This is a genomic window from Frondihabitans sp. GW821-FHT04F02 (assembly GCF_059420045.1).
Genome location: NZ_JBWKSZ010000004.1, coordinates 133,566 through 159,731 on the forward strand (window position 1 = coordinate 133,566; position 26,166 = coordinate 159,731).

At 71.2% G+C, this 26,166-nt stretch carries 27 protein-coding genes; 14 read left to right on the forward strand and 13 right to left on the reverse strand.

Annotation, left to right across the window (positions count from 1 at the left end):
* Positions 1-40 precede the first annotated feature (40 nt).
* The 6 genes from AC07TY_RS12160 (at position 41) to AC07TY_RS12185 (ending at position 3,032) form a co-directional block, all read left to right on the forward strand.
* Positions 41-214, forward strand: a complete 174-nt coding sequence (locus AC07TY_RS12160) for a CsbD family protein (RefSeq protein ID WP_494785515.1) — start codon at positions 41-43, stop codon at positions 212-214.
* A 135-nt stretch (positions 215-349) separates the two neighbouring features.
* Positions 350-1,150 (forward strand): aquaporin Z, encoded by an 801-nt coding sequence (gene aqpZ / locus AC07TY_RS12165; protein ID WP_494785516.1) that lies wholly within the window; start codon positions 350-352, stop codon positions 1,148-1,150.
* Between the two features lie 39 nt (positions 1,151-1,189).
* Positions 1,190-2,167, forward strand: a complete 978-nt coding sequence (locus AC07TY_RS12170) for an Asp23/Gls24 family envelope stress response protein (protein ID WP_494785517.1) — start codon at positions 1,190-1,192, stop codon at positions 2,165-2,167.
* Entirely contained in the window at positions 2,164-2,571 is a 408-nt protein-coding gene (locus AC07TY_RS12175; protein ID WP_494785518.1) for a hypothetical protein, read from the forward strand. Before AC07TY_RS12170 ends, AC07TY_RS12175 begins: the two co-directional genes overlap by 4 nt.
* Positions 2,572-2,612: 41 nt before the next feature.
* Positions 2,613-2,834, forward strand: a complete 222-nt coding sequence (locus tag AC07TY_RS12180; protein WP_488625214.1) for a hypothetical protein — start codon at positions 2,613-2,615, stop codon at positions 2,832-2,834.
* Positions 2,835-2,870: 36 nt separating this feature from the next.
* Positions 2,871-3,032: a YqaE/Pmp3 family membrane protein gene (locus AC07TY_RS12185; protein WP_123506688.1), complete on the forward strand. Its 162-nt coding sequence runs from the start codon at positions 2,871-2,873 to the stop codon at positions 3,030-3,032.
* Positions 3,033-3,049: 17 nt separating this feature from the next.
* On the opposite strand, the gene AC07TY_RS12190 is transcribed toward AC07TY_RS12185, so the two are convergent.
* Together AC07TY_RS12190 and AC07TY_RS12195 are read right to left on the reverse strand one after the other, a co-directional pair.
* Positions 3,050-4,528 carry a sensor histidine kinase gene (locus AC07TY_RS12190; protein ID WP_494785519.1) on the reverse strand — a complete coding sequence of 493 codons (1,479 nt, stop codon included), beginning with the start codon at positions 4,526-4,528 and terminating at the stop codon, positions 3,050-3,052.
* On the reverse strand, positions 4,525-5,208 hold the full coding sequence (locus AC07TY_RS12195; protein ID WP_494785520.1) for a response regulator transcription factor: 684 nt from the start codon (positions 5,206-5,208) through the stop codon (positions 4,525-4,527). Before AC07TY_RS12195 ends, AC07TY_RS12190 begins: the two co-directional genes overlap by 4 nt.
* A gap of 137 nt (positions 5,209-5,345) precedes the next feature.
* On the opposite strand from AC07TY_RS12195, the gene AC07TY_RS12200 reads away from it, so the two are divergent.
* The 3 genes from AC07TY_RS12200 (at position 5,346) to AC07TY_RS12210 (ending at position 8,540) form a co-directional block, all read left to right on the forward strand.
* Positions 5,346-6,047 carry a hypothetical protein gene (locus AC07TY_RS12200; protein WP_494785521.1) on the forward strand — a complete coding sequence of 234 codons (702 nt, stop codon included), beginning with the start codon at positions 5,346-5,348 and terminating at the stop codon, positions 6,045-6,047.
* Between the two features lie 97 nt (positions 6,048-6,144).
* Positions 6,145-6,906, forward strand: coding sequence for a hypothetical protein (locus AC07TY_RS12205; protein ID WP_494785522.1), 762 nt, complete (start codon positions 6,145-6,147; stop codon positions 6,904-6,906).
* A gap of 143 nt (positions 6,907-7,049) precedes the next feature.
* The gene (locus AC07TY_RS12210) at positions 7,050-8,540 is read left to right on the forward strand and encodes a mannitol dehydrogenase family protein (RefSeq protein WP_494785523.1); all 1,491 of its coding nucleotides are present in this window, start codon (positions 7,050-7,052) and stop codon (positions 8,538-8,540) included.
* A gap of 10 nt (positions 8,541-8,550) precedes the next feature.
* Here the strand turns inward: AC07TY_RS12210 and AC07TY_RS12215 are convergent, their stop codons facing one another.
* The 8 genes from AC07TY_RS12215 to AC07TY_RS12250 form a co-directional block, all read right to left on the reverse strand.
* The gene (locus AC07TY_RS12215; protein WP_494785524.1) at positions 8,551-9,165 is read right to left on the reverse strand and encodes a TetR/AcrR family transcriptional regulator; all 615 of its coding nucleotides are present in this window, start codon (positions 9,163-9,165) and stop codon (positions 8,551-8,553) included.
* Positions 9,166-9,333: 168 nt separating this feature from the next.
* Positions 9,334-12,681 (reverse strand): S8 family peptidase, encoded by a 3,348-nt coding sequence (locus AC07TY_RS12220; RefSeq protein WP_494785525.1) that lies wholly within the window; start codon positions 12,679-12,681, stop codon positions 9,334-9,336.
* 115 nt (positions 12,682-12,796) lie between these two features.
* Positions 12,797-13,732 carry an ABC transporter ATP-binding protein gene (locus AC07TY_RS12225; protein ID WP_494785526.1) on the reverse strand — a complete coding sequence of 312 codons (936 nt, stop codon included), beginning with the start codon at positions 13,730-13,732 and terminating at the stop codon, positions 12,797-12,799.
* 30 nt (positions 13,733-13,762) lie between these two features.
* Entirely contained in the window at positions 13,763-14,491 is a 729-nt protein-coding gene (locus AC07TY_RS12230) for an ABC transporter permease (protein ID WP_123506700.1), read from the reverse strand.
* Positions 14,488-14,826 (reverse strand): DUF2149 domain-containing protein, encoded by a 339-nt coding sequence (locus AC07TY_RS12235; RefSeq protein ID WP_494785527.1) that lies wholly within the window; start codon positions 14,824-14,826, stop codon positions 14,488-14,490. The genes AC07TY_RS12230 and AC07TY_RS12235 overlap by 4 nt, the downstream gene beginning before the upstream one ends.
* Positions 14,823-15,521, reverse strand: coding sequence for a MotA/TolQ/ExbB proton channel family protein (locus AC07TY_RS12240; protein ID WP_494785528.1), 699 nt, complete (start codon positions 15,519-15,521; stop codon positions 14,823-14,825). The genes AC07TY_RS12235 and AC07TY_RS12240 overlap by 4 nt, the downstream gene beginning before the upstream one ends.
* The gene (locus tag AC07TY_RS12245) at positions 15,518-16,840 is read right to left on the reverse strand and encodes a PKD domain-containing protein (RefSeq protein WP_494785529.1); all 1,323 of its coding nucleotides are present in this window, start codon (positions 16,838-16,840) and stop codon (positions 15,518-15,520) included. Before AC07TY_RS12245 ends, AC07TY_RS12240 begins: the two co-directional genes overlap by 4 nt.
* Entirely contained in the window at positions 16,837-18,498 is a 1,662-nt protein-coding gene (locus AC07TY_RS12250; RefSeq protein ID WP_494785530.1) for a substrate-binding domain-containing protein, read from the reverse strand. The genes AC07TY_RS12245 and AC07TY_RS12250 overlap by 4 nt, the downstream gene beginning before the upstream one ends.
* Before the next feature lie 117 nt (positions 18,499-18,615).
* Between AC07TY_RS12250 and AC07TY_RS12255 the strand changes: the two genes are divergently transcribed.
* Positions 18,616-19,518: a putative endonuclease domain-containing protein gene (locus tag AC07TY_RS12255; protein ID WP_494785531.1), complete on the forward strand. Its 903-nt coding sequence runs from the start codon at positions 18,616-18,618 to the stop codon at positions 19,516-19,518.
* Positions 19,519-19,545: 27 nt separating this feature from the next.
* On the opposite strand, the gene AC07TY_RS12260 is transcribed toward AC07TY_RS12255, so the two are convergent.
* Positions 19,546-20,115, reverse strand: a complete 570-nt coding sequence (locus AC07TY_RS12260; protein WP_494785532.1) for a GIY-YIG nuclease family protein — start codon at positions 20,113-20,115, stop codon at positions 19,546-19,548.
* 91 nt (positions 20,116-20,206) lie between these two features.
* Positions 20,207-20,683, reverse strand: coding sequence for a DUF4383 domain-containing protein (locus AC07TY_RS12265; protein WP_494785533.1), 477 nt, complete (start codon positions 20,681-20,683; stop codon positions 20,207-20,209).
* 133 nt (positions 20,684-20,816) lie between these two features.
* On the opposite strand from AC07TY_RS12265, the gene AC07TY_RS12270 reads away from it, so the two are divergent.
* Positions 20,817-21,566 carry a phosphatase PAP2 family protein gene (locus AC07TY_RS12270; protein WP_494785534.1) on the forward strand — a complete coding sequence of 250 codons (750 nt, stop codon included), beginning with the start codon at positions 20,817-20,819 and terminating at the stop codon, positions 21,564-21,566.
* Positions 21,567-21,575: 9 nt separating this feature from the next.
* On the opposite strand, the gene AC07TY_RS12275 is transcribed toward AC07TY_RS12270, so the two are convergent.
* Positions 21,576-22,277, reverse strand: a complete 702-nt coding sequence (locus tag AC07TY_RS12275) for an SOS response-associated peptidase (protein WP_494785535.1) — start codon at positions 22,275-22,277, stop codon at positions 21,576-21,578.
* An 81-nt stretch (positions 22,278-22,358) separates the two neighbouring features.
* On the opposite strand from AC07TY_RS12275, the gene AC07TY_RS12280 reads away from it, so the two are divergent.
* From AC07TY_RS12280 to AC07TY_RS12290, 3 genes are all read left to right on the forward strand, one after another.
* Positions 22,359-23,552, forward strand: coding sequence for an ROK family transcriptional regulator (locus tag AC07TY_RS12280; protein ID WP_494785536.1), 1,194 nt, complete (start codon positions 22,359-22,361; stop codon positions 23,550-23,552).
* Positions 23,549-25,078, forward strand: coding sequence for a GMC oxidoreductase (locus AC07TY_RS12285; protein WP_494785537.1), 1,530 nt, complete (start codon positions 23,549-23,551; stop codon positions 25,076-25,078). The genes AC07TY_RS12280 and AC07TY_RS12285 overlap by 4 nt, the downstream gene beginning before the upstream one ends.
* A 104-nt stretch (positions 25,079-25,182) precedes the next feature.
* Positions 25,183-26,148 (forward strand): sugar phosphate isomerase/epimerase family protein, encoded by a 966-nt coding sequence (locus tag AC07TY_RS12290; protein ID WP_494785538.1) that lies wholly within the window; start codon positions 25,183-25,185, stop codon positions 26,146-26,148.
* Positions 26,149-26,166 lie beyond the last annotated feature (18 nt).

Here is a 26,166-nt window from a genome sequence, read left to right on the forward strand (position 1 = left end):
CCGACGGCCTCCGGGCCACCACGAGAAGAAGGAAATCACCATGAGTGCAGCAGACAAGATCAAGGCCGCAGCCGAGACCGTCACCGGCAAGGCCAAGGAGGCCGTCGGCAACGCGACGGACAACGACAAGCTCGTCGCCGAGGGCAAGGCCGACCAGGTCAAGGGCAAGGGCCGCGACACTGCCGAAGACATCAAGGACGCGTTCAAGAACTGATCGCTTTCGGCCCCCGCCCACTCGGGCGGGGGCCGATCCTCTCCCCCGTCGAGACGAACACCCCGAGCGACCGCCACCGGCCACCGAAGCGAGCTCCGCCCCGCAGATTCCCCCGCACCGACACGAAAGTCCCCCGTGAGCCAGAAGAAGCCCGTCAGCCGGTCCACTGCTGAGCAACGACGCCAGCAGGCGCAGACCTACCCCACCACCTCCCGCCTCCTCGCCGAAGTGTTCGGCACGTTCCTCCTCGTCTTCGGAGGCGTGGGCACCGCTCTCTTCGCCTCGGCGTTTCCCACAAGCCAGAACCCCCTCGGCGTCGGCTTTCTCGGTGTCGCACTGGCGTTCGGCCTCACCGTGATGGCGGGCATCTACGCCGTCGGCCACATCTCCGGCGGGCACTTCAACCCCGCCGTCACCGTCGGCCTGGCGATCTCCGGCCGTACCGAGTGGCGGCATGTTCCGGGCTACATCGTCGCGCAGATCGTCGGCGGCGCGATCGCTTCCAGCGTCCTCGCCCTCATCGCCGCCGACGGGCCCTCGAACTACTTCGCCTCGGCTCGCGACAGCGGCTTCGCCTCCAACGGGTTCGGCACCTCGTCTCCCGGAGGATTCGGTCTCGGGGCCGTCATCCTGGCCGAAGTCGTCCTGACCGCCGTGTTCGTCACCGTCATCCTCTCGATCACGGCGAAGCCCGAGTACAAGGCCGTCGCCCCCATCGGAATCGGATTCACACTCACGCTGATCCACCTCATCAGCATCCCGATCAGCAACACCTCGGTGAACCCCGCCCGTTCCATCGCCGCCGCGATCTACGGCGGACCCACCGCTCTGGGGCAGCTCTGGGTGTTCATCGTCGCTCCGCTCGTCGGAGCCGCCATCGCAGGTCTCCTGCATCGTCAGCTCTCACGAACTCGCGCTCTCACTCTGAGCGACTAGCCAGCCCCACCTGTCACTGCCCCACCGAAGGAGAACCACATGACCGAAGCAGTCACCGGAGACGCAACCCGGCCTCAGCCGGCACCCGTCGACCTCACCGGAATCGACCCGCACCACGCCGAGCAGGAGAGCCCGGAGCACCTTCTCGGCACGACGGTCGCCGAGACGGCCGCGGCGGTGACCGGAGTCCACCACCTCGGCGGCGTAGCCGCGCGCACCCTCGACCGCGCTCGCCGTCAGGTGCTCGGCACCTCGACCGCCCCCGGCGTGACGGTGGCGCTCGAGGACGGCACCACCGTCATCGACCTCGACATCGTCGTCGAGTACCCGCACGCCATCGACGACGTCGTCGACGAGACCCGCGTCCAGGTCGCTCACGCCGCTCGTCAGCTCGCAGCCGGTCCGGTCAGCGTCAACATCACCGTCACGGATATCCACGGTCCGTTCGACCAGGACCCGGCGATCCTCGATGCGATCGACCAGGCTGGCGAGAAGGCTCGCGATCTGCGCGACCAGGCCGGCGAGAAGGCCAGAGACCTCCGCGACCAGGCCGGTGCGACGGCCCAGGATCTGCGTGACCGGGCCGGTGCGACGGCGGACGACCTCCGTGATCGGGCGGACGACCTCCGCGATCAGGCCGACGTGAAGGTCGCCGAGATGAAGGAGAAGGCGAAGGAGCTGAAGGCGCAGGTCAGCGACACCGCAAGCGATCTCCGTGACCAGGCGGGGGCAGTCGCCTCCGACGCCGGTGACAAGGTCGACGAGTTCGCGGCCAAGGCCGATGCGAAGGTCGACGCTTTCCAGGCGCAAGCCGAAGCGAAGGTCGACGAGGTGGCCGAGTCCGCTTCGGATGCGGCCGAGACCGCCGGCGACGACCTGGCGCGACTCGACGCGAAGGCCGATCAGAAGCTCGACGAGCTGGACGCGAAAGCGGATCAGAAGCTCGACGAGCTCGACGATGCCGTCGACGCTCGGCGCCCTGCAGCCGATCGTCCCGCCGACGAGCCCCGACCGTGAAGACCAGGTCGCGCGGCTACGGCCGCCACCCCAAGCCGCGAGCGGCGTGGACAGCGCTCATCGTCGCCGTCGTCCTCTGCGCCGTGATCGTCGTCGGAGTGCTCCTGCCTGTCCTCGGACTCATCGGCGGGGTGGGTGCCACCACCTTCGGCACCCTCCGAATCCCGGTCGGCGCGATCACGGCGTCGATCGTGATCAGCTACCTCATCGGCCTCGCCTTCCTGGCGCTCACTTTCCTCGCTCGTTTCGGGGCTCTGGCCTGGATCACGGCCGTCGCCGCGATCATCGCCACGCTCGTGGGGTCGCTCTGGCCCCTGTTCGCGACGGCATTCGCCAGCGTCGCTCAGGTCCAGGACGTCATCCCCTTCGTCCAGGAGCTGATCGGCCGCATCACCGGCAGCTGATCAGCCCCTGTCTCACCCCTCCACAACCGAAAGAGACCACCATGCGCAACAAGATCATCGTCGTCGGCCTCATCGCCGCAGTCATCTACTTCCGCGGGGCACGCTCGCACCGTCCCGTGAAGGGCAAGCAGCCTGAGACGCTCCGCCACCAGGCCGAGCGGCTCTGGAAGGACCCGAAGTCCGCCAAGGCCCGCAAGAAGCTCGGCAAGAAGGTGGCTACCGCCGCGGCCGACCGTGTCAAGAAGGCCCGCAAGGCCTCCTGAGGCACCGGCCCTCCACCCCCAACCGAAAGAGACCCCATGCGCAAGATCCTGCTGATCGTCCTCGCCTGCTTCTTCCCGTTCCTCGCCGTGCTCATCGCCGAGGGCCCGAGCATCCGCGTGCTCTGGGCGTTCCTCCTCCAGCTGCTCGGTCACGTGCCGGGCGTCATCTACGGCATCTACCGCGTCCTGCGCGACTAGCTCAACCCCCGGCGCCGTCAGCGCGGCACGACCGGAAGGTCGAGCTCGAAGACGGCGCCGGAGGACACCGCCAGGCAGCGGACGTCGCCGCCGTGCGCGCGGGCGATGCCCCGGGCGATGGGGAGGCCGAGTCCTGCGCCCCCCGATGCCTGCTCGCGCCCCGCATCGAGTCGAACGAGCCGGTCGAAGATCCGCTCTCTGTCGGATGCAGGAACTCCGGGACCGTCGTCGGCGATCGACAGGCGGGCGCGCGATTCGTCCGGCGGGTTGAGAGTCAGCGTCACGTGCCCGTGTCCTCTCGTCGCGCGGGCGGCGTTGTCCACGAGATTGCCGATCACCTGAGCGAGACGGTCGGCATCGCCCCGAACGGTCACCGGCCTCTCGGGAAGCTGCGTCGTCACCTGAAGCGCGGGGTGTCGGAGACGGTGCCGATCCGCTTCGGCGCGGACGAGGTCGCCGAGATCGACCGGAGCCAGATCGAGCTCCAGGCCACGGTCGACCCGAGCCATCATCAGCATGTCGTCGATGAGGCGCGAAGCACGGCCCGCCTCCCGTGCCACATGGACGGCTAGCCGCTCACGGTCCGCAGGGTCGGCGGGCGCGCGGACGAGAGTGTCGGCCGCTGCCCTCATGCCTGCGACGGGAGTCCGGAGCTCGTGCGCGGCGTCCGAGACGAAGGAGCGCACCCGCGCCTCGGCTTCCACGGCCTTCCGCTCGGCCCCCTCCACGGCGTCGAGCATCTCGTCGAAGGCCAGGGCGACCCGGCCGATCTCGGTCCGGGGCTTGGCCGGCGTCAGGCGTCGACCGCGGTCGCCGCCGGCGATCGACCTCGCGACGGCCGACATCCGGTCGAGGGGTCGGAGCGAGATGCGCATGACGAGCACCAGCCCGGCCGCTGCGATCAGCAGGAAGCCGGCGGATGCGCCGAGCATGACCCAGCGAAGCTGAGCGAGGGTCTGTCCGACCGACGAGGCGTCGGCCGTCAGCGTGATCGTCGAGCCGTCACTCAGGCGGGAGACGAGGGTGATGATCTGATCGTCCGCAGTGATCGTGGAGGAGCTGATGGACACCGTCGTGGTCGGTGTCGCGGTGGACTGCGCCGGCGAAGTGGCATCCGCTGTCGGAGGCTGTTCATTCGCCGGCCCCGGCAGCCCCGCACCCGCCTTGGGTCCGGCCCGCAGCTGGGCGGGCGTCGGGCCGGCGACCACGGAGCTGCCGTCTTCGTCGCGGATGACGACCGACAGCCCCTGGAACGACAGGCGCTCGGCGAGGTCGTCCGAGCTGACGGTGCCCACCAGGGCGGTGGCCGCCGACGCTCGATCGCGGAGGCGGTCTTCGATCTGCCCGCGGAGTCGTGATCCGAGAGTGGCCTCGACGGTCACTGCGAGGGCGCCGAGCAGGAGCACCAGCAGAAGCAGCACGGCCACTACGGCGCGGAGGCGCAGCGAACCCGTGCGGAGCGGCTGCCCCGACGGCGGTGGCGATCCTGCGTTCATCGAGCCGGCTCGGAGACGGCGACCCGGTAGCCGATGCCGCGCACCGTGTGGATGAGCCGGCCGCCGTGCGCCTCCATCTTGCGGCGGAGCGAGCTCAGGTGCACCTCGACGAGGTTGGGGTCGTAGTCGTCGTACCCCCAGACCTGCGTCAGGATCTGGCCTTTCGAGAGCGTCCGGCCGCGGCTCGACGCGAGGAACTCCAGCAGACGAAACTCGGTGGCCGTCAGATCGAGCCGATGCCCGCCGCGAGAGACGAGCGCCGCCTCCTGGTCGATCAGCAGATCGCCGATCTCGATCACCGACGGCACGCGGCCCCGCCGACGAAGAACAGCCGTGACCCGGGCGATGAGCTCGGCCATCGCGAAGGGCTTGACGAGGTAGTCGTCGATGCCCTCCGAGAAGCCCCGGAGCCGGTCGTCGACCTCGTCGCGGGCGGTGAGCATCACGACCGCGGCGTCGGACACCGTGCGGACGGTCTGCGCGAGCTGGATGCCGCTCGGCCCCGGCAGCATCCAGTCGAGAACGACCAGATCCGGCAGGAACGAGGCGAGCTCGCCGGTCAGCTCGAAGCCGTCTGCCGCTGTTCGACACGAGAAGCCCTCCGCGTGCAGGGCGGTGGCGACGGAGGTGCGGATCGTCTCGTCGTCGTCGACGATCAGGACGCGGGCAGGGTTGGGCATGGAGGGAACCCTACGTCGCGATCGGAGCGCCCGACCTATGAAAGACCTGCTGGGAGCCTGAGCTTAAGCGATGCTTCAGATTCGACTTCGACGGTTGATCCACGGCCCGATCGGGCTTCATCACCCAAGGAGATCTCATGACCGACACACACGACAACGACGCCGATGACACCCGCCGCGCGGACGACCAGCCCACCGAGGAGTTCGCTCGGCCGACCGCCGGCACCCCGGCAGGCTCCGACGACTACGCCGCGACGCGGGAGCTCCCGACGGCACCGCAGAACGCCGACTCGGCGTTCTGGGCCAGTCAGGCCGGGTACGCCACCGAGGTCGACGAGTCCCCTCGGCCTCGCGTCCGGAAGCGCGTCGTCATCGGCGCCGCCGCGCTGGCCCTGTGCCTGGGCGGTGTCGGCGTCGGAGCCGCTGCTGCCATGACCGGAGGGCCCGAGGCGAGCAGTGCGGCAGCCCCGAGCAGCACCGAGTCGAGCGCGCCGACCGACGCGGCGTCCGGCCAGCCCACCGGCTCCGCGACGGACGCCCCGACGGGAACCGCCACGGACGCGCCGAAGGCGGCGCCCAGCGGCGCACCGGCTCCGGCCGGCGGCCCGGCCTGCGGCCCTGCAGCTGCGGGCGACGGCGCGACCCCTCCGGCACCGCCGAAGGGCGAGAAGGCGCCGGCTGCGCCGAAGGCCGGAACCGCGCCGGCTGCGCCGAAGGGTGGAACGGCACCGGCCGCTCCCGAGAGCGGCACGACGCCCACGCCGCCGGCGCAGGGCGAGCAGCCCTCGGGTGCCCCGACGCCCGAGGCCACGGTGACGCCCGGCACGAAGTCGAGCTGACCCGCCCTTCGGCCGGCCCTGGCGAGCGCCTCGCGCGGCGCTCGCCAGGGCTGGTCGAAAGTAGTTCCTTCCCGAGAAGAACATCGCGGAGTGGGTCATGCCGCTCGACTCGTACATCGATCCGGCCAGGTTCGAGACGTATGCGCAGAACCTCCTCGTTCAGCCGTGCATGCAATCGGCCGGGTACGCGTTCGACGTCCCGTACCGTGAGCTGACTTCGGACAACGGTCCTACGCTCAATGCCGTCGACCGAAGACTGTTCACCAGCGAGATCGCCAGCCGTTTCGGGTACCACGAGGCTCCCGCGAACGATCGAACTGAGGAGGCGTGGGAGGCATTCGGGGCCGCCGTCGCTGCCGAAGCCGAGGCGAAGCCCGCGGCCGATTCGAGGTTTCTCTCCTGCCTGGAGCAAGCGAACGAAGAGCTCGGCGTCCCCGACGGCTCCGAGCAGCTGGCCGGGCAGCTCGAGGGCGACGCGTACGACGCTGCGCTGGGTTCGAAGACCGTCACGGACCGAGCGAGAGTGTGGCGACAGTGCATGTCGCCACTGGGGATCGCCGATCTGTCCCTCACACCCGAGCTGATGCCGACTCCATCGCAGGTCTCCGAGTTCGGTCTCGATCAAGACGTGTCCGGCTCGAACGTGGCGACAGCAGAGGAAATCCGTCAAGCGACGTTCGACGCGCGATGCCGAGCGTCCAGCGGATACCTTCGGGCCCTCTACGACGCGGAGTGGGAGCGTCAGATTCCGCTGCTGCACGACAACGCCGATGCGCTCGAGCGCGTGAAGGCGCAGAACGCCGCCTACGAGAATCGGCTCGCGCAGATCATCGGCGACCACGCGCCCGAGCGAAAGTGACCACGGAGGCCGGGACCCTGGCGAACGCCCAGCGCGAGGCGCTCGCCGGGGCCGCGGCAGGTCGGCCGGCTCACGATCTGCCGAACGGGTCTCGCGGAGTGCCCCGCCGGGTGCCAGGCTGGGTCAACCAACGAGAGGTCGCAATGTCGCACCCTGATCCAGCAGTGCCGCTGTCCACCGCAACGCTCGGCCGGTTCGACGTGCCGACTCCCACGTACGACCGCGCGGCGGTGACGACCGGCATCGTCCACTTCGGCCTCGGCAACTTCCACCGCGCTCACCAGGCCATGTACGTCGACCGGCTGATGGAGGCCGGGGGAGCTCTCGACTGGGGCATCACCGGCGTCGGTGTCATGCCGCGCGACGCCGAGATGCGCGACGTGCTCGCCGCCCAGGACCACCTCTACACGCTCGTGCTCAAGCACCCCGAAGGCAGCCTCGAGCCGCGCGTGGTCGGCTCGATCCACGACTTCCTCTATGCGCCCGACGACCCCGAGGCGGTGCTCGCGCTGATGAGCGCCCCGTCGACGCGCATCGTCTCGCTGACGGTGACCGAAGGCGGCTACAACATCGACCACGTCACCGGCGAGTTCGTGCTCGACGCCCCCGCGATCGCCGCCGACCTCGCCGACGGAGCCGTCCCCGCCACCATGTTCGGCTTCGTCACTGAGGCCCTCCGCCGTCGCCGCGACACCGGCGTCGAGCCGTTCACGGTCATGTCGTGCGACAACATCCAGGGCAACGGAGACACCGCCAGGCAGACCATCGTCGCTTTCGCGACAGCGAAGGCGCAGGAACTCGGCGCCTGGATCGAAGCCACCGTGGCTTTCCCGAACTCCATGGTCGACCGCATCACCCCCGTCACCTTCGACGCCGACCGCGCCCTGGTCCGCGAGGAGTTCGGCATCGACGACGCGTGGCCGGTCGTGGCCGAGCCGTTCGAGCAGTGGGTGCTCGAAGACCACTTCACGCTGGGGCGCCCGCTCTACGAGGAGGCCGGCGTGCAGGTGGTCGACGACGTCGTCCCGTACGAGCTGATGAAGCTGCGCCTCTTGAACGCCTCGCACCAGGCGATGGCGTACTTCGGCATCCTGTCGGGCCACACCTACGCGCACGAGGCCACGGCCGACCCGCTCATCCGCGAGCTGCTGCGGCGGTACATGGACGAAGAGGGCACGCCGACCCTCGAGCCGGTCCCGGGCATCGACCTCGACGCGTACAAGGCGACGCTGATCGACCGGTTCGGCAACCCGGCGATCCGCGACACGCTGGCTCGTCTGGCGGCGGAGTCGTCTGACCGGATCCCGAAGTGGCTGCTTCCCGTCGTGCGAGCGAACCTCGACGCGGGCGGGGAGTTCCTGCTGTCGGCTGCGGTCGTCGCGAGCTGGGCCCGCTACGACGAGGGCGTCGACGAGAAGGGCGACCCGATCGACGTCGTCGACCAGCTTCGCGAGCCGCTCATGGCCGCGGCGGCCGGCAACCGCGCCGACGACCTCGCATTCCTGCGCAATCGGGACGTCTTCGGCGACCTCGTCGACGACGAGCTCTTCGTCGCGGCCTACCGCGCCACCCTTGCGACCCTGCACGCGGACGGGGCCCAGGCCGCCCTCCGCACGGTGCTCGCCGGCGCCTGAGCGGCGCGGATCAGGGGACGGGGACGGGCTTCGCCGCAGGATCCGCCCACCCGGCACGAAGGCGGGCGATGGCGCGATCGAAGGCCGGCAGCAGCTCGACGGTGTCGAGGAGCGTCGACTGGAGCTGCAGGCCCTCGTAGAGCGCGATGACCTGCTCGGCCGCGTGCAGCGGAGCCACCGAGCGGGGCTCGCGCTTGGCGATGACGTCGCGCGTGAGGAAGAGCCCGACGTCTTGCACGAAGCCGGAGTACTGAGCCCGGTACCAGCCGCGACCGGGGTGAGCGGGGTCGGAGGCAGCACCGAGGAGGGCCATCCGCGTGCGGATGAGCGCGGGGTCGGCGGCGGCCGCCTCGAGGAGGGAGCGCACGTAGGCCACTCCGCCCTCTGTCTCGGCCACGACGACCCGCTCGCGCCGGAGCGTGCCCGACCAGGCGTCGAGGATCGCGATCACGAGGAGGTCCCAGCTCGGGAACACCATCTCGACCGTCTCGGTGTCGACGCGAGCGACGCGTGCGATGTCGGCGACGCTCACGGAGCGGTGCCCTTCGGCGCGGAAGGCATCGACGCCGGCATGGACGACGCGTCGGCGCAGTTCAGCGGTGATCGATGGATCGGTGAGTTCCATCCGCCCATCCTCCTCTAAGTCGGGCGTGCATGTCGGAAGCGCCGCCTGCGGCGCCGCCGCAGCGCCGCCCCCAGAACGCGAGATGCCCCGATCCGGGCTTCCACAGGCTGTGGATGCCCAGATCGGGGCAAGTCGCGAGGCGGTGCGGCGGCCGGTGAGGGTCGGCCGCTACTTCGTCTTCTGCGAGACGATCTGAGACTGCTTCGACACCGAGTTGTGCAGGTGCAGGAGCAGGATCCGCTTCGTGCTCGCCGTCGTGCGGTGCACCGCGATGCCGGGCGACTGGTCGCGCAGCAGGACGCCGCCGAGGTCGTCCGACTTCTTCTGCGAGAACCACAGGCTCGGCGCGAAGACGTCGAAGGTGGCCGCGTTCGTCTGGTCGACGACGTAGCTGCCGGTCGAGGCCAGACCCGGCGCGTACGCCGACTCGGTCGCGACCTCGTAGGTGATCGACGTCTTCTTCGACTTGCTCGTGAAGCCGAGCGCCTTGAGCGAGACCGGGAGCACCGCCACCGAGCTGTCGAAGGTGTTGACGTCGACGCCGGCGTAGTCGGCGTTGAACGGCTCCACGTCGACGGCCTTGCCCGAGACGAGGTCGATCGTCGTGACGAATGTGGCGTCAGCCGTCGTCGACTTCGTCACGTAGGTCACGAAGTCGGCCTCGCCGTCGCCGTCCGTGTCGATGTACACCTCGGGGGCGCCGTCGACGCCGGGGTTGGCGATCGGTCCGTTCGTCTTGACTCCGAACGACAGGATGCCGTCGGATCTGTCTTTCTCGAGCGGGGCCGTCGACGCCGCACCGACCGCGATGAGGTCGGCACCGGCGAGCGACTGCTGCGGCGAGCCGGCGGGGAACGTCTTCACCGGGCTGGTGGCTCCGAGCACGAACGCGGCCGTGAGACCCGTGTAGGCCTGGACGCCGGTGCCCTGCTTCAGCGTGGTGCCGCTGATGCCGAGAACAGCCGTGGTCGACGTCTTCTTCGCGAAGACGGCGGTGGCTCCGGTGTTCGCCGAGATCGGCTTCGGGGCGGCGAAGACCGAGAGGCGCAGCGGCGACCTGGTCGAGTCGGCCGGGGTGAACTGCACCGAGCCGGTCGCCGAAGCCACGAAGTCGCGCACGATCTCGGCGTCGCCGACTCCGGCGGTCGCGTTCTGCGTCGGGTCGATGACCTTGCGCAGGGCCTTCGGGTCGGGGATCTTCATCGTGAGCGTGACTGTCGCGTCACCGCGGGCGGGGACGACGACGGTCGACGCCGAGACGGTGAAGGTGACCCCGGGGGCCGCGATCCGCGACGCGTACGCCACGGAGTACGTCTGCGACGTGTTGCCCGAGTTGTGCAGCACCAGCGTGCGCTTCGCCGTCAGAGGCTTCGAGACCGCCACAGCGCCGTACGAGGCGGTGATGAGCCCTTCGTTCTCGTCCGACCGGACCGTCACCTGGTTGGTGACCGCCTGGAGCGCATCGATGCGGCCGGTGCCCTGGCTGATCGTCGAGTAGAGGTTGCCGTCGGCGTCCTTCAGGTCGTGCGTGGCCGTGTTCATGATGTCGGCCTTGACCTGCTTGGCGGTCCAGCCGTCGTGGGCCTCGAACACGAGGGCGGCGATGCCGGCGGCGTCGGGGGAGGCCATCGACGTTCCGCTCTCGGAGGTGCGCCCCGTTCCTGCGCCCGAGAGAACCGAGAGGACGTTCACGCCGGGGGCGGCCACGTCGGGCTTCACGATCTTGTCGTACGAGCCGTGCACGCCGCGCGAGCTGAAGGTCGCGAGGGTGTCGGTCAGCGTCGGATCGATCACGGACTTGTAGAGGCGCAGGGAGTCCTTGAACGACACGGTGAGCGTGCCGGCCGTGGCTGCGGGGAGGAGCGCCGCGTAGGCGTCCTTCGTGATCTCGGCACCGGGGATGTCGGCGTTGCCCGAGATGCCGGCGTCGAACACGTTGACCGAGCCGCCGAGCAGCACGCCCGCGGCGCCCGCCTTGCTGGCGTTCGTGAAGCGCAGGACCGAGCCGCACTCGAGGGCGGCGTCGTTCCAGTGCAGCAGGACGATCTTGCCCGCGATCTTGGCGGCGTCGGCGGTCGAGAACGGCTCGCAGCCGGTCGATCCGGCGGCGCTCGGCACGACGACGGGGGCCGTGAGGGTCAGCGGCTTCGTGTAGGCGATCGAGTACTGGGCGTTGTACGGGCCGGCCGCCGCGAGGTCGGACGGCGCGGTGACGTCGATGCCGTCGTAGACGGCGGAGCCGCTCGAGGCCGCGGCGACGCTGAGGCCGTTCTCGGAGTTGGCGGGGCTGCCGCCGACGTCCGTGAAGTCGCCCGAGTTGCCCGCCGACATGACCGGGAGCACGCCGCGCGCGACGAGGGCGTCGACCTTGGCGTTGTCGGGGTCGTCGGGGTTCGAGTAGTCCGAGCCGAGCGACATGTTGACGACGTTGATGTTCTTGCCCTGCGTCAGCGCCTGGCCGACCCAGTCGAGGGCCGCGCCGGTGAGGTCGGTCGAGCCGCCGCCGTCGCCGAAGACCTTCAGCGAGTAGAGGCCGGAGTCAGGAGCCGAGCCCGGGCCGATGTACATGTCGTTGACGGAGTCGGTCGTGAGGTCGCCGTAGTCGCCGGTGAACGTCGTCCTGTCGGCGTTCTCGCCGAATCCGGCCGCGGTGCCGGCGACGTGCGAGCCGTGTCCGCCGCCGCGCCCGTCGATCGGGTTGGCGTCGGGAGCCGGGTCGGGGTCGTAGGCGTCCGAGTCCGGGTCGGCGTTGTAGGTGGCGCCGGCGAAGTCGGTTCCGCCCAGGAACTTGGCGGAGTCGTAGAGAGAGGAGGCGGGCGCCGCGGTGCTCGCCAGCGCCTCGTCGTAGGCGGCCGTCGTGCCGGGGCCGCCGAAGTCGGCGTGCGTGTAGTCGAGGCCCGTGTCGATGACGGCGATGTTGATGCCGGTGCCGGTGTGGCCGGTCTGCTGCCAGGCGTTGAGCGTGCGCGTGTAGATCGCGTCGTTCGAGTTCAGCGGGGCTTCCTCGCCCTTGGTCGTGACCGGCTTCGGAACACTCCGCTGGGTGATCGGGCTGATGCTGACGACGTCGCTGCGTGCCGCGATGGCCTTCAGGACGGACGCATCGGCGATGACGGCGACGCCGGGAACCGTGTACGCGGTCGTGTACAGCGTGGTGACAGCGGGGTCGGCCGAGGCGATCGCCTTGGTGACGGCGGAGTTCGTGCGGCGGATGTCGGCGACGCGGTTCTTGGCGGCCGACGACTGCGGACGCCCGGAGAGCGAGCCGCCCTTCGCCGTCGCATCGACGCTGAGGGCGCCGGCGCCCTCGGTGCGGACGAACACGGCGACCTTGCCGGTGGCCTTGTCGAGACGGGCGTTCAGCTTCAGGGCCGGAGCGAGGCTGGTGAGCGAGCCGGGCGAGGTGCTCGCGGTCGCGATCTGGGAGGTGGTGGCGAGTGAGGCGGCGACGAGTGCCGCTGCTGCGACCGAGGCAAGGGCTACCTTGCGGATCGGCCGGGATGACGAACGTGGCAAAGAGTGTCCTTGGGCTTGGGCCGGAGCCGAACGGTCTGGTCTGAGGAGCTTGCCAAATCCATATCGGATTCACAACGCTTTGTCAGCGTGTCGTGGACGGATTCGTCCACCTCGGTCACTTCCGGGGGAGGCCGGGTGTGTCGAACCGAACGGGCGTCTCGATGACGAGCGAGAGCGAGTCGCCCACCGCCGGGCGCGGTGCGGGGCCGACGACGGCGTGCACGCGGCCGCCGTCGACGTCGAGCGCCACGCGGAAGCCGTCCTCGATCGGGACCACCGCGGTGACGATCGCTCGCTCGCCGCTTCCGCCGGGCGTCACCCGCACATGGACGGCGCGCGTGAGCACGGTCTGACCATCGCGCAGGATCTCGCCGTCGTACCCGAGGAATCGCGCGACCTCGGCCGTCGGCGGCGCATCGAGCACGGCCTGCGCGGGCCCGTCGGCGGCGATCCTGCCGTCGAGCAGCACCAGGATCCGGTCGGCGAGGGCCCATGCCTCGGCCCGGTCGTGCGCGACCACGAGCGTCCCGCCACGGCGGGAGCGGAGCGCCGACGACGTGTCGTTCAGCAGGGCGGCCCGGCTCGCGCCGTCGAGCCCGGCGAACGGCTCGTCGAGCAGGAGCACGTCGGCGTCGACCGCGAGGGCCCGCGCGAGGTGCACGCGCCGCTGCTCGCCGCCCGACAGCAGGGAGGCTCGGCGGTCGGCGAGGTGGTCGGCCCCCAGCTGAGTGAGGGCCGCGCGGGCTCGGGGGCGGCGCTCCGATCGCGGGACCCCCCACCAGCCGAGGGCGAGCTCCACGTTCGCGAGGGCCGAGCGCCGCGCCATGCCGGGGGTCTGCAGGGCCGTGGCGATCCTGCCGTCGATCTCGAAGGTGCCGCCCGACGGTGTCACGAGGCCCGTGAGCGCGGACAGCAGCGTGCTCTTTCCCGCGCCGTTCGGCCCGAGCAGGGCGACGACCTCGCCGTCGCCGATGGTGAACGAGGCGCCCCGGAGCACGGGGCGGCCATCGCGGGCGACCTCGAGATCGCGCACCGATACGAGCACTGTCACGGTCGTACCCGGTTCACAGTCGTACCCGGTTCACAGTCGTACCCGCCCGATCCCTCGCCCGCCGGCCCGCCGGTCGGCGTACTGGAGCACGGTGAGCAGCCCTGCCACGACCGCGATCAGCGCGAGCAGGACGATGCCGATGGCCAGCCCCTCGCTGAAGCGGCCGGCCTCCACCTTCTGCAGGGCGGCGCTGGCCAGCGTCTGGTCGAGCCCCTCGATGTTGCCGCCGACCAGCACGACGGCCCCGACCTCCGACAGCGCGGAGCCGGCGGCGGCGATGATGCCGGCGAGCACGCCGATGCGCGCCTCGCGGAGAGCCAGCATCGCGACGGCGACGCGGGAGGCTCCGAACGCGCGGGCCTGATCGAGCAGCCCCGCGTCGATCGACTGCACCGACGATGCCGTCAGCGCGACGACGATCGGCACGGCGAGGATCGTCTGGGCCACGAACACGCCCTCGAGCGTGAAGAGGAGGCGGAGGTGGCCGAGGGGAGCCGCCGGAAACAGCAGCAGCGACAGCACGAGGCCGACCACGACGGGCGGGAGGCCCATTCCGGCGTTGGCTGCCGCCAGGCCGATCCTGCGCCCGCGGAACCTGCCCAGGCCGAGCGCCAGACCGGCCGGGACTCCCGCGACGATGGCGATGCCCGTCGACACCCCCGCCACCTGCAGTGTCACGCCGACGATCGACCGCAGCGCAGGATCGCCCGACACGATCAGGTGCCACGCCTCGCGCAGCCCGATCTCGAAGAAGCTCACGGGGTCGGCGCGCTCGTCGGCTCGCCGGTCACGTACACCAGCGTGCCGTCGTCGAGGCGGTAGACGGTGCCGACCCTGCTGCCGTTGCCGACCACGGTTCCCGACCCGGCGGGCACCGGCCCGCTGGTCTCGCCGGGCTTGACCGTGACCTGATCGCTCGTCGACTGCTTCAGGCCCTGCTCGGTGAACGCCTTGGTGAGGCCGAGCGACGAGAGACCCGCCAGCAGGAACGCCACGGCCAGCACGATGCCCACGTCGAACAGGTTGACGAGGCCGTCGAGCGGGTCGCCGGCGCGGTCGGCGTTGCGGCGGGCGCGGGGCGTGACCTTGATCACCGGGGGCCGTCCGTTCGTGCGCCACGGTCGACCGCGACCTCGGCGGCGCCCTCGTCTCGGTCAAAGGGGGCCTCGCTCGGCGCCGTCAGCACCGCGGCGACGAACTCGAGGTCGGAGAAGTCCTGCCCGTAGAGCCGCTCGCGCACCAGCGACAGCGCGAAGGCGACGACGCCGATGAGGATTCCCAGCACCGTCACGCTGAACGCGACGCGGAGGTTCTCGGTGAGCGTGGCGACGTCGCCCTTCGCGAGCCCCTGGAGCGCCGGCGAGAGCGGGATCAGCGTGCCCATCAGGCCGAGCGCGGGGCCGAGGCGCACGAGCAGCCGGGTGCGGCCGAGGCGGCGCTGGCAGGCGAAGTCGAAGTCGGCGAGCTCTTTCGCGATGCGGGCGTCGCCGCCCGGTGTGCCGGCGACCTCGGTGAAGACGTCGAGCGAGCGCTGCATGCCGGCGCTCCGCCCCGCCGGGATCAGGGCCGTGCGAGCGGCTTCGCGCTCGCCGCCGTCGATGGCCGCCCGGCCCCTCTCGGCCGCCGTCACGAGAGCGGACATGCGCCGGCGCCTTCGCCGTGCCGTCTCGACCAGGAACGACCCGACCTCCACGATCAGCCAGGCGAGCGAGGCCAGCGCGATCACGATCACGGGCAGCTCGAGCACTGCGGCCGCCGCGAACACGGCCTGGTAGATGCCTTCGGTCACCGAGGGTCCTTTCGTGGGCGCGCCCGCGACGAGCGGACCTCCCGAACGATACCGAGAGCCAGCAGGAACGCGAGACCCGCACCTCCCGCAAGCGCCAGCAGCTGGCGCCGATGGTCGGCCTCCACCGTCGCGGCTCGCGCCGAGGGTGCGGACGCCCGCGCCGCTTCCGCTGCCGTCGTGGTCGGCGTCTCGCCCGCCGCGAGTATGACGTAACCGGTCACGGCGGTTGCGGTCCGGGCCGGGGTGGACGGCTTGGAAGTCTTCGTCGTGCTCTTCTGTGCGGGGCTCGTCGACGTGCCGCTCGCGGCGCCGTCGGCAGCCGTCCCGTTCTTGGCCTGGCTCTTCGTGTCGGTCGTCGAGGGGGCGGCACCGCCGCGGCTGCCCGAGCTCGTCACCGGACCGGTGGTCGGCCCCTTCTCGCCCGAGCCGCCGCCCGCGGACCCCGCCGCCGACGGGCTCGGCGATGGCGAGACCATCCGCGAGGTCGCCGTCACGGTCACTGCGGGGGAGACCCCGACCGACCCGTCGGAGCCGGACGCGATCACACGGGCCGAGTAGGTGCCGGCCGCCGTGTACCGGTGCGAGATCGCGTCCCCGGTGCCGGGCACGTCAGGACCGTCGCCGAAGTCCCAGACGTACGAGTAGGTGACGCCGGGTGCACCGGCGGGGACGCTCGCTGTGAAGGGCACGTCGGTGGCGATCGGCACGGAGGTCGACGGCGTCGTGATGGCCGGCGTGTTCAGCTGCGCCGCGATGTGCACGGTGAGAGAGACAGGGCTGTTCGAGAGGCCCTGGTAGTTCGGGTTGGGGTCGGTGTCGTCGCGGAGCGGCTCGATGTAGCCCAGTGCGTCAGACGAGGTGAAGACCGCAGGGAGCAGGCCGTCGGGGAAGGGGAATCCGGCGTCGGTCGGCTCGCCGAGGTCGGCCGGGTCGAGAGTCGCGGTCAGGCCGCGGACGGAGATGTCGACCGAGCCGACGGCGGCGACCGGGATGCCGAGGTCGTCTTCGAGAAGCGTCCGCACAGCCACGCCGCGCGCCTCGACGTCGCGCGTCGCTCCGCCGCTGGTGGCGCGCGTCGGGTACGACGCGTTCACGTCGCCCGCCAGGACCTGCGCCTGGCTCACCGTTCGCGTCGCCGAGCCGCCCGCGTCGACGGTGACCAGCACGCAGGGCTGGCCGGCCGAGCAGGTCTGCTCGGGTGCCGCTGCCGCGCTCGCCGGAACGGCGCCCCCCGCCGCTGCGAGGGGCGCGGTCAGAAGCAGCGCTGCGATGAGGAGCGCCGCTCGCACCCGATGGGCGCCGGGGCGCCTGTGGATCACTTCGTGGTGACGACTTTCTGGTCGGAGAAGTAGCCGGTGAGACCGGGGCCGGTGTAGACGACCCGGAGGTGCCACGTGCGGTCCTTGGAACCCAGATCGTACTTCAGCACCGACGAGGCCACGCCCGACGGCACCTTCGTGGCGACGAGATTCGACCAGCTCGTCGAGCCGCCCTCGAAGTAGCCCTGCAGCGTCATCGTGTTCGCAGCAGTCGTCGTCTTCGCGGCGAGCTTCACGCTGACGGTCGCGTCGTGGCTCGCGGTGGTGCTGAGCCCGACGATCTTGGCCGGCGGGGTGCTGAGGATCACGCGCGACAGCGACTGCGACGCGTCGGCGAGGATGTCGCCGAAGATCGGGTTCAGCGTGGCGTTCTCGACCTGGGTGCCGCCCGCCGACTTCAATGAGTAGACGTAGTTCAGCTTGGGTGTGAACGCGATCTTGTACTTGCCGTTCTCGTCGGTCGTGCCCGTCGCGACCTTCTTCGCCGTGGCGTCCGGGGTGGGCGACGGCACCGCGTAGAGGTCGACCGTCTTGCCGGCCAGCGCGGGCGTGCCCGGCGTGACGTTGGCGAGCGTGCCCGAGAAGGTCAGCGGCTTGCCAAAGGCCACGGTCGACGCGAGCTTGGCGTTCGTGATCGACGGCGCGGCCGAGGGGATGAACGGCGGGTCGTCGTCGGCGGCGAGGAACTTCCCGACGGCGGTCTGGCCGGTCGGCGAGGTGGCCCAGTTCAAGAACGCCTTGGCGCCGGCCGTGTTGATCTGGCTGCCGGCCGGGACGGCGTGCGGGTTGACCGCATACGCGTGGAACGAGTTGACTAGCGCCGTGCTGGTGCCGGGCGCCGAGTCGGAGTTGTCGCGCGTCAGGATCTTCAGGTTCGAGACGGCCTTCGTCGAGACGAGGTACTGGTACGTGCCCCGGTCGGTGAAGACGTAGCAGTCGTCGTCTCCGAACGAGCAGCTGTCGCCCGCCACGACGTTCGGCCCCTGAGTGAGGCCGGTGGAGTGGTACCAGTCCGGCAGGTCGGCGGCCGTGGCGCAGGCGCCGTCGCCCGTGCTCGGCGCCTTGCCGCCGCCGTTCGCGTCGGTGACGGTGCAGTCCTGGACGCCGGAGGTGAGGCCCCAGATGGCATGCTCCTGCACGGTGGTGCCCGGGGTGCCTCCGCGCGAGACGAAGTTGGCCTTGTGGTCGGCTCCGGCCGCGGCGATCTTCTCGAATGCGCCGGCGATGTCGTGGGAGTCGTCCGTCAGCACGCCCGCGGGGTCGCTGGCGGGGCCGAGCAGCACGTAGTCGCCCCAGAAGATCGCTCGGCCGTACTTCTCGGCCGAGTAGCCCTGGTCGACGAACTGGTTCTCGAGGCTCGCGGCGTGCACGATCATCGCGGACGCCGTGCCGGCCTCGGCGTAGGCGATGGCGGCGCCCGTGCCCTTGCTGACGTAGTTGAGGGTGTACTGCGGGTAGGCCTTCTCGAAGCCGGGCTTGATCACCGACTGCACGAGGTTCGAGTCGTACACGTCGCTCGTGCCCACCACGGTGAGGGTCGAGGAGTCGTCGGCATGGGCCGGCTGGGCCCCGACGAGGGCGGAGGCGAAGAGTGCGGCGCTCGCGGCGACAGCGGCGGCGACGTATCTGCGGTGAATTGCCCGGGTCTCAAGACTCATATGCGAATCCTCGCAGATTCCCGGCGAAACGGAAGGCGTCGTCACCAACCCGTAATGAGTCCGGGCCGCGCGCCGGCGCACGGAGCGAGTGTCGGTGGCTCGACGTAGCCTGCCTGCGTGCCGGAGCCGATCGCGAGCTGGTGGGCGCGACGACAGCTGTCGCGCCGCTCCGCCATGCCCTACGCCGTGGGCGACTACCGCGAGGCGTGGTCGTACTACCCGGCACTGGTCCGCCAGTACCGGCCCGAGTACAACGGCGGCATCGTGCTCAGCCAGATCCCGCCCGCGGCCGACGTCTTCCTGTGCTGGGAGTGCGAGCTCGGCCACGTCTTCGTCGCGACCCCCGACGAGCAACGCGGGCGCCCCGGTCCCCAGCGCCGCCGCTCGGCCTGGTGTCCGATGTGCACCGAGCAGGCGACCCCGACGCGGGTTCCGGGCATGCCGTTCCTGCCCTCGCTGAATTGGCGGGCGCAGCAGCTCGAGGCCCCGCCGAGTGCTCCCGCACGCCCTGCCCCGGTGCGGGCTCGGCGCCGGCCCGCCGCCGCACGGCCGAAGCAGCTCTGCTCGAAGACGCCGTCCGTCCCCGCCGGCGAGCCGTTCGCGAGCCTGTGCGCGCCGGCGCCCGCTTCGGCCGTCGAATCCGACGTCCGTGCCGAGCTGGCCGCCCGCCTCGAGTTCACGGCCGGCCTCAACGCCGTGCGCCTCCGGGGCCCCTTCTTCGACCACCTCGAGGCCTGGCCCGACATCCTCCTCCCCGAGCTCCGCGTGGCCGTCGAGTACGACTCGACCGGCCGGCACGGGCTCGAGCACGTCGGCAAGCGCGAAGACGCCGACCGCCGCAAAGACCGTGCGCTCCGGGCCGTCGGGTGGGAGGTGGTCCGGATCCGCACCGGCCGCCTGCTGGCGCTCGGCCCCCACGACGTGCTGGCGTCCGGCCCGTCCAAGACCACCCTCGCGCGCGTCGTCGACGAGCTCCGGGCCATCCGCGGCGACCTCATCGTCGACGCCTACCTCCGCTGAGCGCCGCCGCCGCCGTCCAGCGACAGGTCAGACGCGGCGCGCCAGCGCCTCGCTCACCCAGCGGGCGTGGAGCGCCCACGGGTCGGGGTGCCCGGCACCCACCTCGGCGACGTGCCGCTGCAGCTCGGGGCCGGCCGCGAACCACTCGGTGCGGTCGTACCGGAGCGCGGCGAACTGCTCGTGCCGCGCCGCCTCCACCCGTCGGTCGCCGGGTTCGAAGGCCAGCAGCTGCTCGTGCCACAGGCGGGCCATGCGCTGCCGCGGGTTCGCCGTGGTGCCGATCTTGATGCGGTCGCCGAAGCGGATGTAGTAGACGACGTCGACGCGGGGCGGCGGCAGCTCGCCATCGGGGAGGTCGCCGTACCTCCACTCGCAGACGGCGCAGAGCCAGCCGGTCGGGAACCGCAGGCCGAGACGCGCCCCGCACGCCGGGCACGCCGACGGCAGCGCGTCGGGGGCTCCGAATTCGCGGCCCACCCACTCGGCGGTCAGGGCCAGGTGTGCCGTGCACAGAGGCACCGGTGCGCCGGGGGCCGCGAGGTCGGGGCACGGGGCGGTGGCGGTGGTGGCGGCGCACCGTAGTTCCTGCGCGGTCATGGCCTGACCCTAACCGGCACCCCCGACATCAGGAACGCCCCCCGACACCGATGATCTGCGGCGTCAGGGGGCGTTCTCGGTGTGCTGAGGCTCAGGCCTCTTCGTAGTCGCTGCCGAAGAGCGCGAACTGGCTCGTGGCGAGGGCCGCGATCAGGATCGCCAGGCCGAGGCAGAAGTCGAGCGCGAAGTCGTTGAGGTTCGCCGAGAAGATGTTTCCGCCGAAGTCGCTGTTGCCGAACAGGAGGTTGTAGAGCCACAGCGTCATCAGGAAGCCGCCCGCGCCCACGATGTACAGCGTCGCTCCGGCACGCGAGCGAGGCGCGCCGAGGCCGGCCAGGCCGACGATGATGAAGAGGACGTTGCGGAGCACGGTGGTCTGGAAGAGGCCGAAGATCATCGCGTGCGAGTCGGGGCTCGCGAAGGTGATCGTGCCGAGGTCGGTCGTGACGCCGGGGATGAATCCGAGGATGCCGAGCACGAGGAGGAGCAGGCCGACGACGAAGGCGCAGACCTGGGCAGGACCTGCGGCGTAGCCGTATCGGATTCGCGGGGCGGTGACGGTGGTCATGGGGGCGGTTCCTCTCTGTTGCACTCAGCAGTGACCATTCTTCACCCAGGAACTGCCTTCCGGTGACCACTCCTCGCCGCCGGCCCCTCGCCGCCTGGGGCAATTCTGGGAGACGGCGCGCGACACTCCTCGCATGAGCACCCTCAGCCGCCCCCGCAGCCGTCACTCGACCAGGCCCGCCGTGCAGCGCAACCTCGTGACCCGGACAGTGCTGGGGGCTGCGGCTCTCGTCGCCGTGTGCATCGTCGGGTTCGTCATCGTCTCGTCGCCCGCGCACTCGACCTTCGACCTCGGCGTCGACCAGTGGCTCAGCGCCCACCACGAGGCTCCCCTCATCGCGATCGCCACCGCCGTCCACTGGCTCCTCGATCCGCTGCAGGCGATCCTGCTGACCCTCGTCGCCGTCGTCGCCATCGCCCTCCGGACGCGCGACCTGCGCCGAGCCATCGGCTTCGGCGCCGTCGTGGCCGTCAGCTGGGTGCCGAGCGATCTGCTCAAGCTCGCTGTCGACCGGGCCCGACCCGCGGCGTCGTCGCTGGCCCACCCGTTCACCCCGGCGCAGCTCGACCCGTCGTACCCGAGCGGCCACGTCGTCTTCGCAGCGTCGCTCGCCATAGCGGCCTTCCTGCTGCTGCGCACGGGCGACCCCCGCCGCCCGGTCGTCGCCGTGATCGGGGCGGTGCTGGTCGCGGTCGTCGCAGGGAGCGTCCTCGTCATCGGCATCCATTTTCCGAGCGACGTCATCGCGTCGATGGTGTGGGCACTCGGGGCGACGACGCTGATCCGCGTCGCGTATCTCCGGTTCGTGGGGCCCTGGCTCGACTCGCGCTTCGACGAGGTCGCGAAGGGCCTGGCGTCGGTCGACGACGAGCTCGAGTCGTAGGAGCCTCCGTCAGCCGAGCGGCTCGATCAGCTCGGGCCCGTTGTTCTTGACGCTGTTGGCCGCCTTCGAGACGGCGTAGTGCGCGAGGGTGTGCGCGACCTCGAGGCTCCGGGCGTCGAGCAGGGCGAGGGCGTCGTCGGCGCCGACCGCCGGGTCGAGCCAGGCGTCGTACGCGTCGGGTGTCAGGCAGGCGGGCATGCGGTCGTGGACCTCGCCGGGCGCGACGTGCGCGTCGCGGGTGATGATCGCCGTCGAGATCACCCACCGGTCGGGGTCGTCGTCGGCTTTCGACCTGTCGGGCCAGGCAGTGACGATGCCGGCCATGGCGAGGGCCCCGTCGGGCTCGTGGATGTAGTGCGGCTGCTTGCCGTCGTCGGTCAGCACCCACTCGTAGTACCCCTGGGCCGGGATGATGCATCGGCTCGACGCGAACGCCTTGCGGAACATCCCGCTCGTGGCGACGGTCTCGATCCGTGCGTTGATCGGCTGCGGGCGCTTCTTCAGGTCGGGGTACCACGCGGGCACGAAGCCCCACCGCGGCGTGGCCAGCTCGCGCTCGCCGTGTCGGAGGCGGACGGCGGCGACCGGGTCGGTGGGCGCCACGTTGTACGACTCCACGAGGTCCGGACCGGTGCTCGGCAGATTCAGTCCGCTCAGCAGATCGGGCAGGAGATCGGACGTGGCTCTGGCTACGACGAAGCGACCGCACATGCGGACAGTCTGCGCCCACCCTCTGACATCGGCTCGACGGGGGATCTCGAGATAATGCGACTTATCCGCAATAATGGCCGCATGCCAGGTCTCGATCAGAGGGCCGTGCGTCGCGTGAACACGGGCGTCGTGCTCCGCGCCCTCGCCGACGCCGACGCCGTCGGTCACGTCACTCTGCAGGAGCTGGTCTCGGCGACGGGACTGTCGCGCCGCACGATCGAGCTGATCCTCGGCGAGCTCGCCGCCGACGGGTGGGTCGCCCTCGCCGTGCCGACGGTCAGCGGCGGAGCCGGCCGACCGGCCAAGCGCTTCCGGTTCGAGTCGAGGCGCCTCGTCGTCGCGGCCGTCGTGCTCGACAGCCACAGCGCGGTGTCCGTCATCGCCGACCTCCGCGGGGGCGAGCTGGCGCGTGCGGCGGTGGCCCTTCCCGACGAGTCGCGCGATCCTGCGCTGACGGTCGCTCTCGCCTCCGACGCCGTTCGACGCGCCCTGGCCGAAGCGGGCGTGGCACCCGAGCGCCTGGCCGCCGGAACCGTCGCCGCCGGCGGCGTCATCGACGCGCGAGGCGTCGTGGGCCGGCTCGTCAACGCGCCGCTCTGGTCGGGGTTCGCGCTGGCTGCCGCCTTCGAGCGGGCGCTGGGCATCCCGTTCGCCGCCGAGAACGACGCCAACCTCGCCGCCCTGGCCGAGCACTGGGCGGGCGCGTCGATCGGCCGTCCCGACAGCGCCTGGCTGATCCTCGGCCACCGCACCGGCGCGGGCTTCCTGCTCGGCGGCGAGATCCACCGCGGCCCCCGAGGCACCGCGGGCGAGCTCGTCGAGTCGCGGGTCCTGAACCTGCACGGCGTCCCCGACGAGTCGATCCGCTCCCTCACGTCGCCCATCGAGGCCGACCGGCGGCGCGCCCGCGAGGCCGTCGTCGCCGCGGCCGCGGGCGATCCCCGTGCCGTGAGCGACGCGCGGGCGTTCGCCGAGCAGATCGCCGACGTGATCGACGTGCTCACCTGGACGATCGCACCCGAGACGGTGGTGCTCGGGGGAGGGCTGGAGGTCGGCGCCGGCGTTCTGGTGCCGCTGGTCTCCGAGTTCCTGCGCGATCGCGGCACACCCGAGGTCGAGCTCGTCGCCACCCGCCTCGGCGGCGAGGCGCCACTCGTCGGGGCGGTCCGGCGGGCCCTCGTCGACGTCGACTCGTGGCTGTACTCCGCACCCGGCGCGCAGCCGCCGCGATCATCCGAACCGAGCCGAGACGAACCACGGGAGCTACGCCGATGACCGAACCCGACCTTCCCGCCGACTACCTGGTGATCGGCAGCGGGATCATGGGCAGCATCGTCGCCCGGCAGATCCGCGCGGCCGAGCCCTCGGCGACCATCGTGATGGTCGACGGCGGTCGGCCGATCGGGGCCCGCGGCGGCGTGCACCTGCACGACGTGGCCGAACCCGAGATCTGGGAGCTCTACAACTCCCGCGTCGAGAGCGGGATCCAGGGCTTCTACGCCGGCGCCGCACCCGTGCTCTCGACGGCTCGCGGCGTCTCGGACCTCGAGTCGGGCATGCACCTGCTGTCGACTCTCGGCGAGCACTCCGGCGCGATGCCGAACGCCGCGGCCGCCTGGAACGTCGGCGGCATGGGCTCGCACTGGACGGCTGCGACGCCGTGGCCGTGGGGCCACGAGGTGTTCGGCGAGGGCGAGCCGTGGCGGGCCGACCTCGAGACCGCGCGCACGGCCCTCGGCGTGACCGACCCGGCGCTCGGCCCGACCGTCGTCGGCGACATCGTGCTCCGCGAGCTGCAGGGGCTGTTCGCGGGTCGCGGCCCGGCCGAGCGGGCTCCGCAGACCATGCCGATGGCGGTGCAGCCGTCGGCGAGCGGCATGCTCGCCCGCACGGGCCCCGCGACGATCTTCCCTCCGATCGCCGACGGCGGGGCGCACTTCACTCTGCTCGCAGGAACTCAGGCGACCGCCATCGAGCACGACGGAACACGGGCCCGTGGAGCCCGGCTCCGCGACACGGCCACGGGTGCGGAGCGCTTCGTCGCGGCCCGCGCCGTCGTCGTCTGCGCCGACACCTTCCGCACGCCGCAGCTCCTGTTCGCATCGGGCATCCGGCCGCCGGCGCTCGGCCGGTACCTGAACGAGCACGCCTTCCTGACCGGGCGCGTGCTGCTCGACCTCGAGCGCTTCGGCCTCACGCGGGCCGACCTGCCTCCGGTGCGCGACGGGGAGTTCGCGACGGACTCGCTGTGGCTCCCGCAGAACGGCGCCGAGCAGCCGTTCCACGGGCAGATCATGAACACCACCTATGTCGACGACGGCGGCGCCGCGCTCGCCCACTCGGTCGGCCTGTCGCTCTACACACCCGTCGAGACGCGGGCCGAGAACCGCCTCGTCTTCCGTGACGACGATCTCGACCTGACCGGGATGCCCCGCTTCTCGATCGAGTTCTCGTACAGCGACGCCGACCTCGCCCTGATCGAGGCGGCTCGCGTCGAAATGGCGCGCGTCGCCGCGGCCTTCGGCGCGTTCGACCCCGACACGGAGTCGGCACTGCTCCTTCCGGGCTCGTCGCTGCACCAGACCGGGACCGTCCGACTCGGGCCGGTCGACGACGGTACGTCCGTCTGCGACCCCGACGGCCGGGTGTGGGACTTCGACAACCTCTTCGTCGCCGGCAACGGCGTGATCCCGACCGCCGTCGTCGCGAACACCACGCTGACCGGGGCCGTCACCGCCGTCCGTGCCGCGCGCGCCGCCCGCCGCGTGGTCGCGCGTGCGGCCGCAGCGCCCCTCGTCTGACCCGCACCACTCGTCTGACCCGCACCACTCGTCTGACCCGCATTGGCCCGGCCGACGTCGCCGCCGCCCGGGGCCGCACCCACCGCCCTACCGAGGAGAACCGCATGACCGCCATCCCCGTCCGCCAGAACCGCATCGCGCTCAACGCGATCCAGTGGATCAACATCAAGGCCGACCCGACGAACCCCGACAGCGAAGACCTCTGGCGCTACGCCGACCCGACGTTCCGCGCCGACTACCCCGGCGTCCTGGCCGAGATCCGCCGGTCGGGCTTCTCGGCCGTGATGATGGAGATCCTCGCAACCCAGACGCTGCAGGACTTCGGCCGCATGATCGCCGACTCCGGCCTCGAGCTGGCACCCGGCTACGTCGGGGTCCCCATCCCGCGCGACCACGGCGTGACCCTGGCCAAGGGAACCGGCGAGCGGATCCGGTGGTTCGACCTCGTCCGCCGCCGCGCCGAGGAGTCGAACACGGTCGGCCTGGAGACGGTGTTCATCGCGCCCGAGGTCTCGTGGGAGCCCGGCTTCGTCCGCACCCTCGACGCCGTCGGAGTCGGCGCCGGGTTCGATCAGGGGCGCCTCGACGAGCAGATCGAGTTCGTCGGCGAGGCGGCGTCGATCCTGCAGGCGGAGGGCGTGCGCGCCGGACTGCACAACCACGTCGGAACCTGGATCGAGACCGAGGACGAGATCGAGCAGACCCTCGCGGCGATTCCGGCCGACCTGCTCGGCGCCTCGTTCGACATCGGCCACCTCGCCTGGGCCGGCATCGACCCGGTCGAGATGATCATGCGCCACAGCGACCGCGTCGTCGACCTCCACATCAAGGACCTCGACATGGCCATCGCCGATGCCAGCCGCGAGACGCCGACCTCCTACCGGAAGGCGACCGACTCGGGCATCTTCCTCGAGCCGGGCCTCGGCACCCTCGACATCGTCGGTTCTCTCGCGGCCCTCCCCGCCGACTTCGACGGCTGGGTGATCGTCGAGGTCGACCGCGCGAGCATGGACCCGAGCGCCTCCGCCGACGTCAGCTGGAAGTGGGTCGCCGAGAACGTCCCGGCGTAGGGTCCGGTGCTGTGGCGG

Coding starts and splice junctions, on each gene's coding strand:
- AC07TY_RS12160 (WP_494785515.1), top strand. CDS start 41: ATGAGTGCAGCAGACAAGATCAAGGCCGCAGCCGAGACCGTCACCGGC.
- AC07TY_RS12170 (WP_494785517.1), top strand. CDS start 1,190: ATGACCGAAGCAGTCACCGGAGACGCAACCCGGCCTCAGCCGGCACCC.
- AC07TY_RS12180 (WP_488625214.1), top strand. CDS start 2,613: ATGCGCAACAAGATCATCGTCGTCGGCCTCATCGCCGCAGTCATCTAC.
- AC07TY_RS12185 (WP_123506688.1), top strand. CDS start 2,871: ATGCGCAAGATCCTGCTGATCGTCCTCGCCTGCTTCTTCCCGTTCCTC.
- AC07TY_RS12190 (WP_494785519.1), bottom strand. CDS start 4,528: ATGAACGCAGGATCGCCACCGCCGTCGGGGCAGCCGCTCCGCACGGGT.
- AC07TY_RS12195 (WP_494785520.1), bottom strand. CDS start 5,208: ATGCCCAACCCTGCCCGCGTCCTGATCGTCGACGACGACGAGACGATC.
- AC07TY_RS12200 (WP_494785521.1), top strand. CDS start 5,346: ATGACCGACACACACGACAACGACGCCGATGACACCCGCCGCGCGGAC.
- AC07TY_RS12205 (WP_494785522.1), top strand. CDS start 6,145: ATGCCGCTCGACTCGTACATCGATCCGGCCAGGTTCGAGACGTATGCG.
- AC07TY_RS12210 (WP_494785523.1), top strand. CDS start 7,050: ATGTCGCACCCTGATCCAGCAGTGCCGCTGTCCACCGCAACGCTCGGC.
- AC07TY_RS12215 (WP_494785524.1), bottom strand. CDS start 9,165: ATGGAACTCACCGATCCATCGATCACCGCTGAACTGCGCCGACGCGTC.
- AC07TY_RS12250 (WP_494785530.1), bottom strand. CDS start 18,498: ATGAGTCTTGAGACCCGGGCAATTCACCGCAGATACGTCGCCGCCGCT.
- AC07TY_RS12260 (WP_494785532.1), bottom strand. CDS start 20,115: ATGACCGCGCAGGAACTACGGTGCGCCGCCACCACCGCCACCGCCCCG.
- AC07TY_RS12265 (WP_494785533.1), bottom strand. CDS start 20,683: ATGACCACCGTCACCGCCCCGCGAATCCGATACGGCTACGCCGCAGGT.
- AC07TY_RS12270 (WP_494785534.1), top strand. CDS start 20,817: ATGAGCACCCTCAGCCGCCCCCGCAGCCGTCACTCGACCAGGCCCGCC.
- AC07TY_RS12275 (WP_494785535.1), bottom strand. CDS start 22,277: ATGTGCGGTCGCTTCGTCGTAGCCAGAGCCACGTCCGATCTCCTGCCC.
- AC07TY_RS12280 (WP_494785536.1), top strand. CDS start 22,359: ATGCCAGGTCTCGATCAGAGGGCCGTGCGTCGCGTGAACACGGGCGTC.
- AC07TY_RS12285 (WP_494785537.1), top strand. CDS start 23,549: ATGACCGAACCCGACCTTCCCGCCGACTACCTGGTGATCGGCAGCGGG.
- AC07TY_RS12290 (WP_494785538.1), top strand. CDS start 25,183: ATGACCGCCATCCCCGTCCGCCAGAACCGCATCGCGCTCAACGCGATC.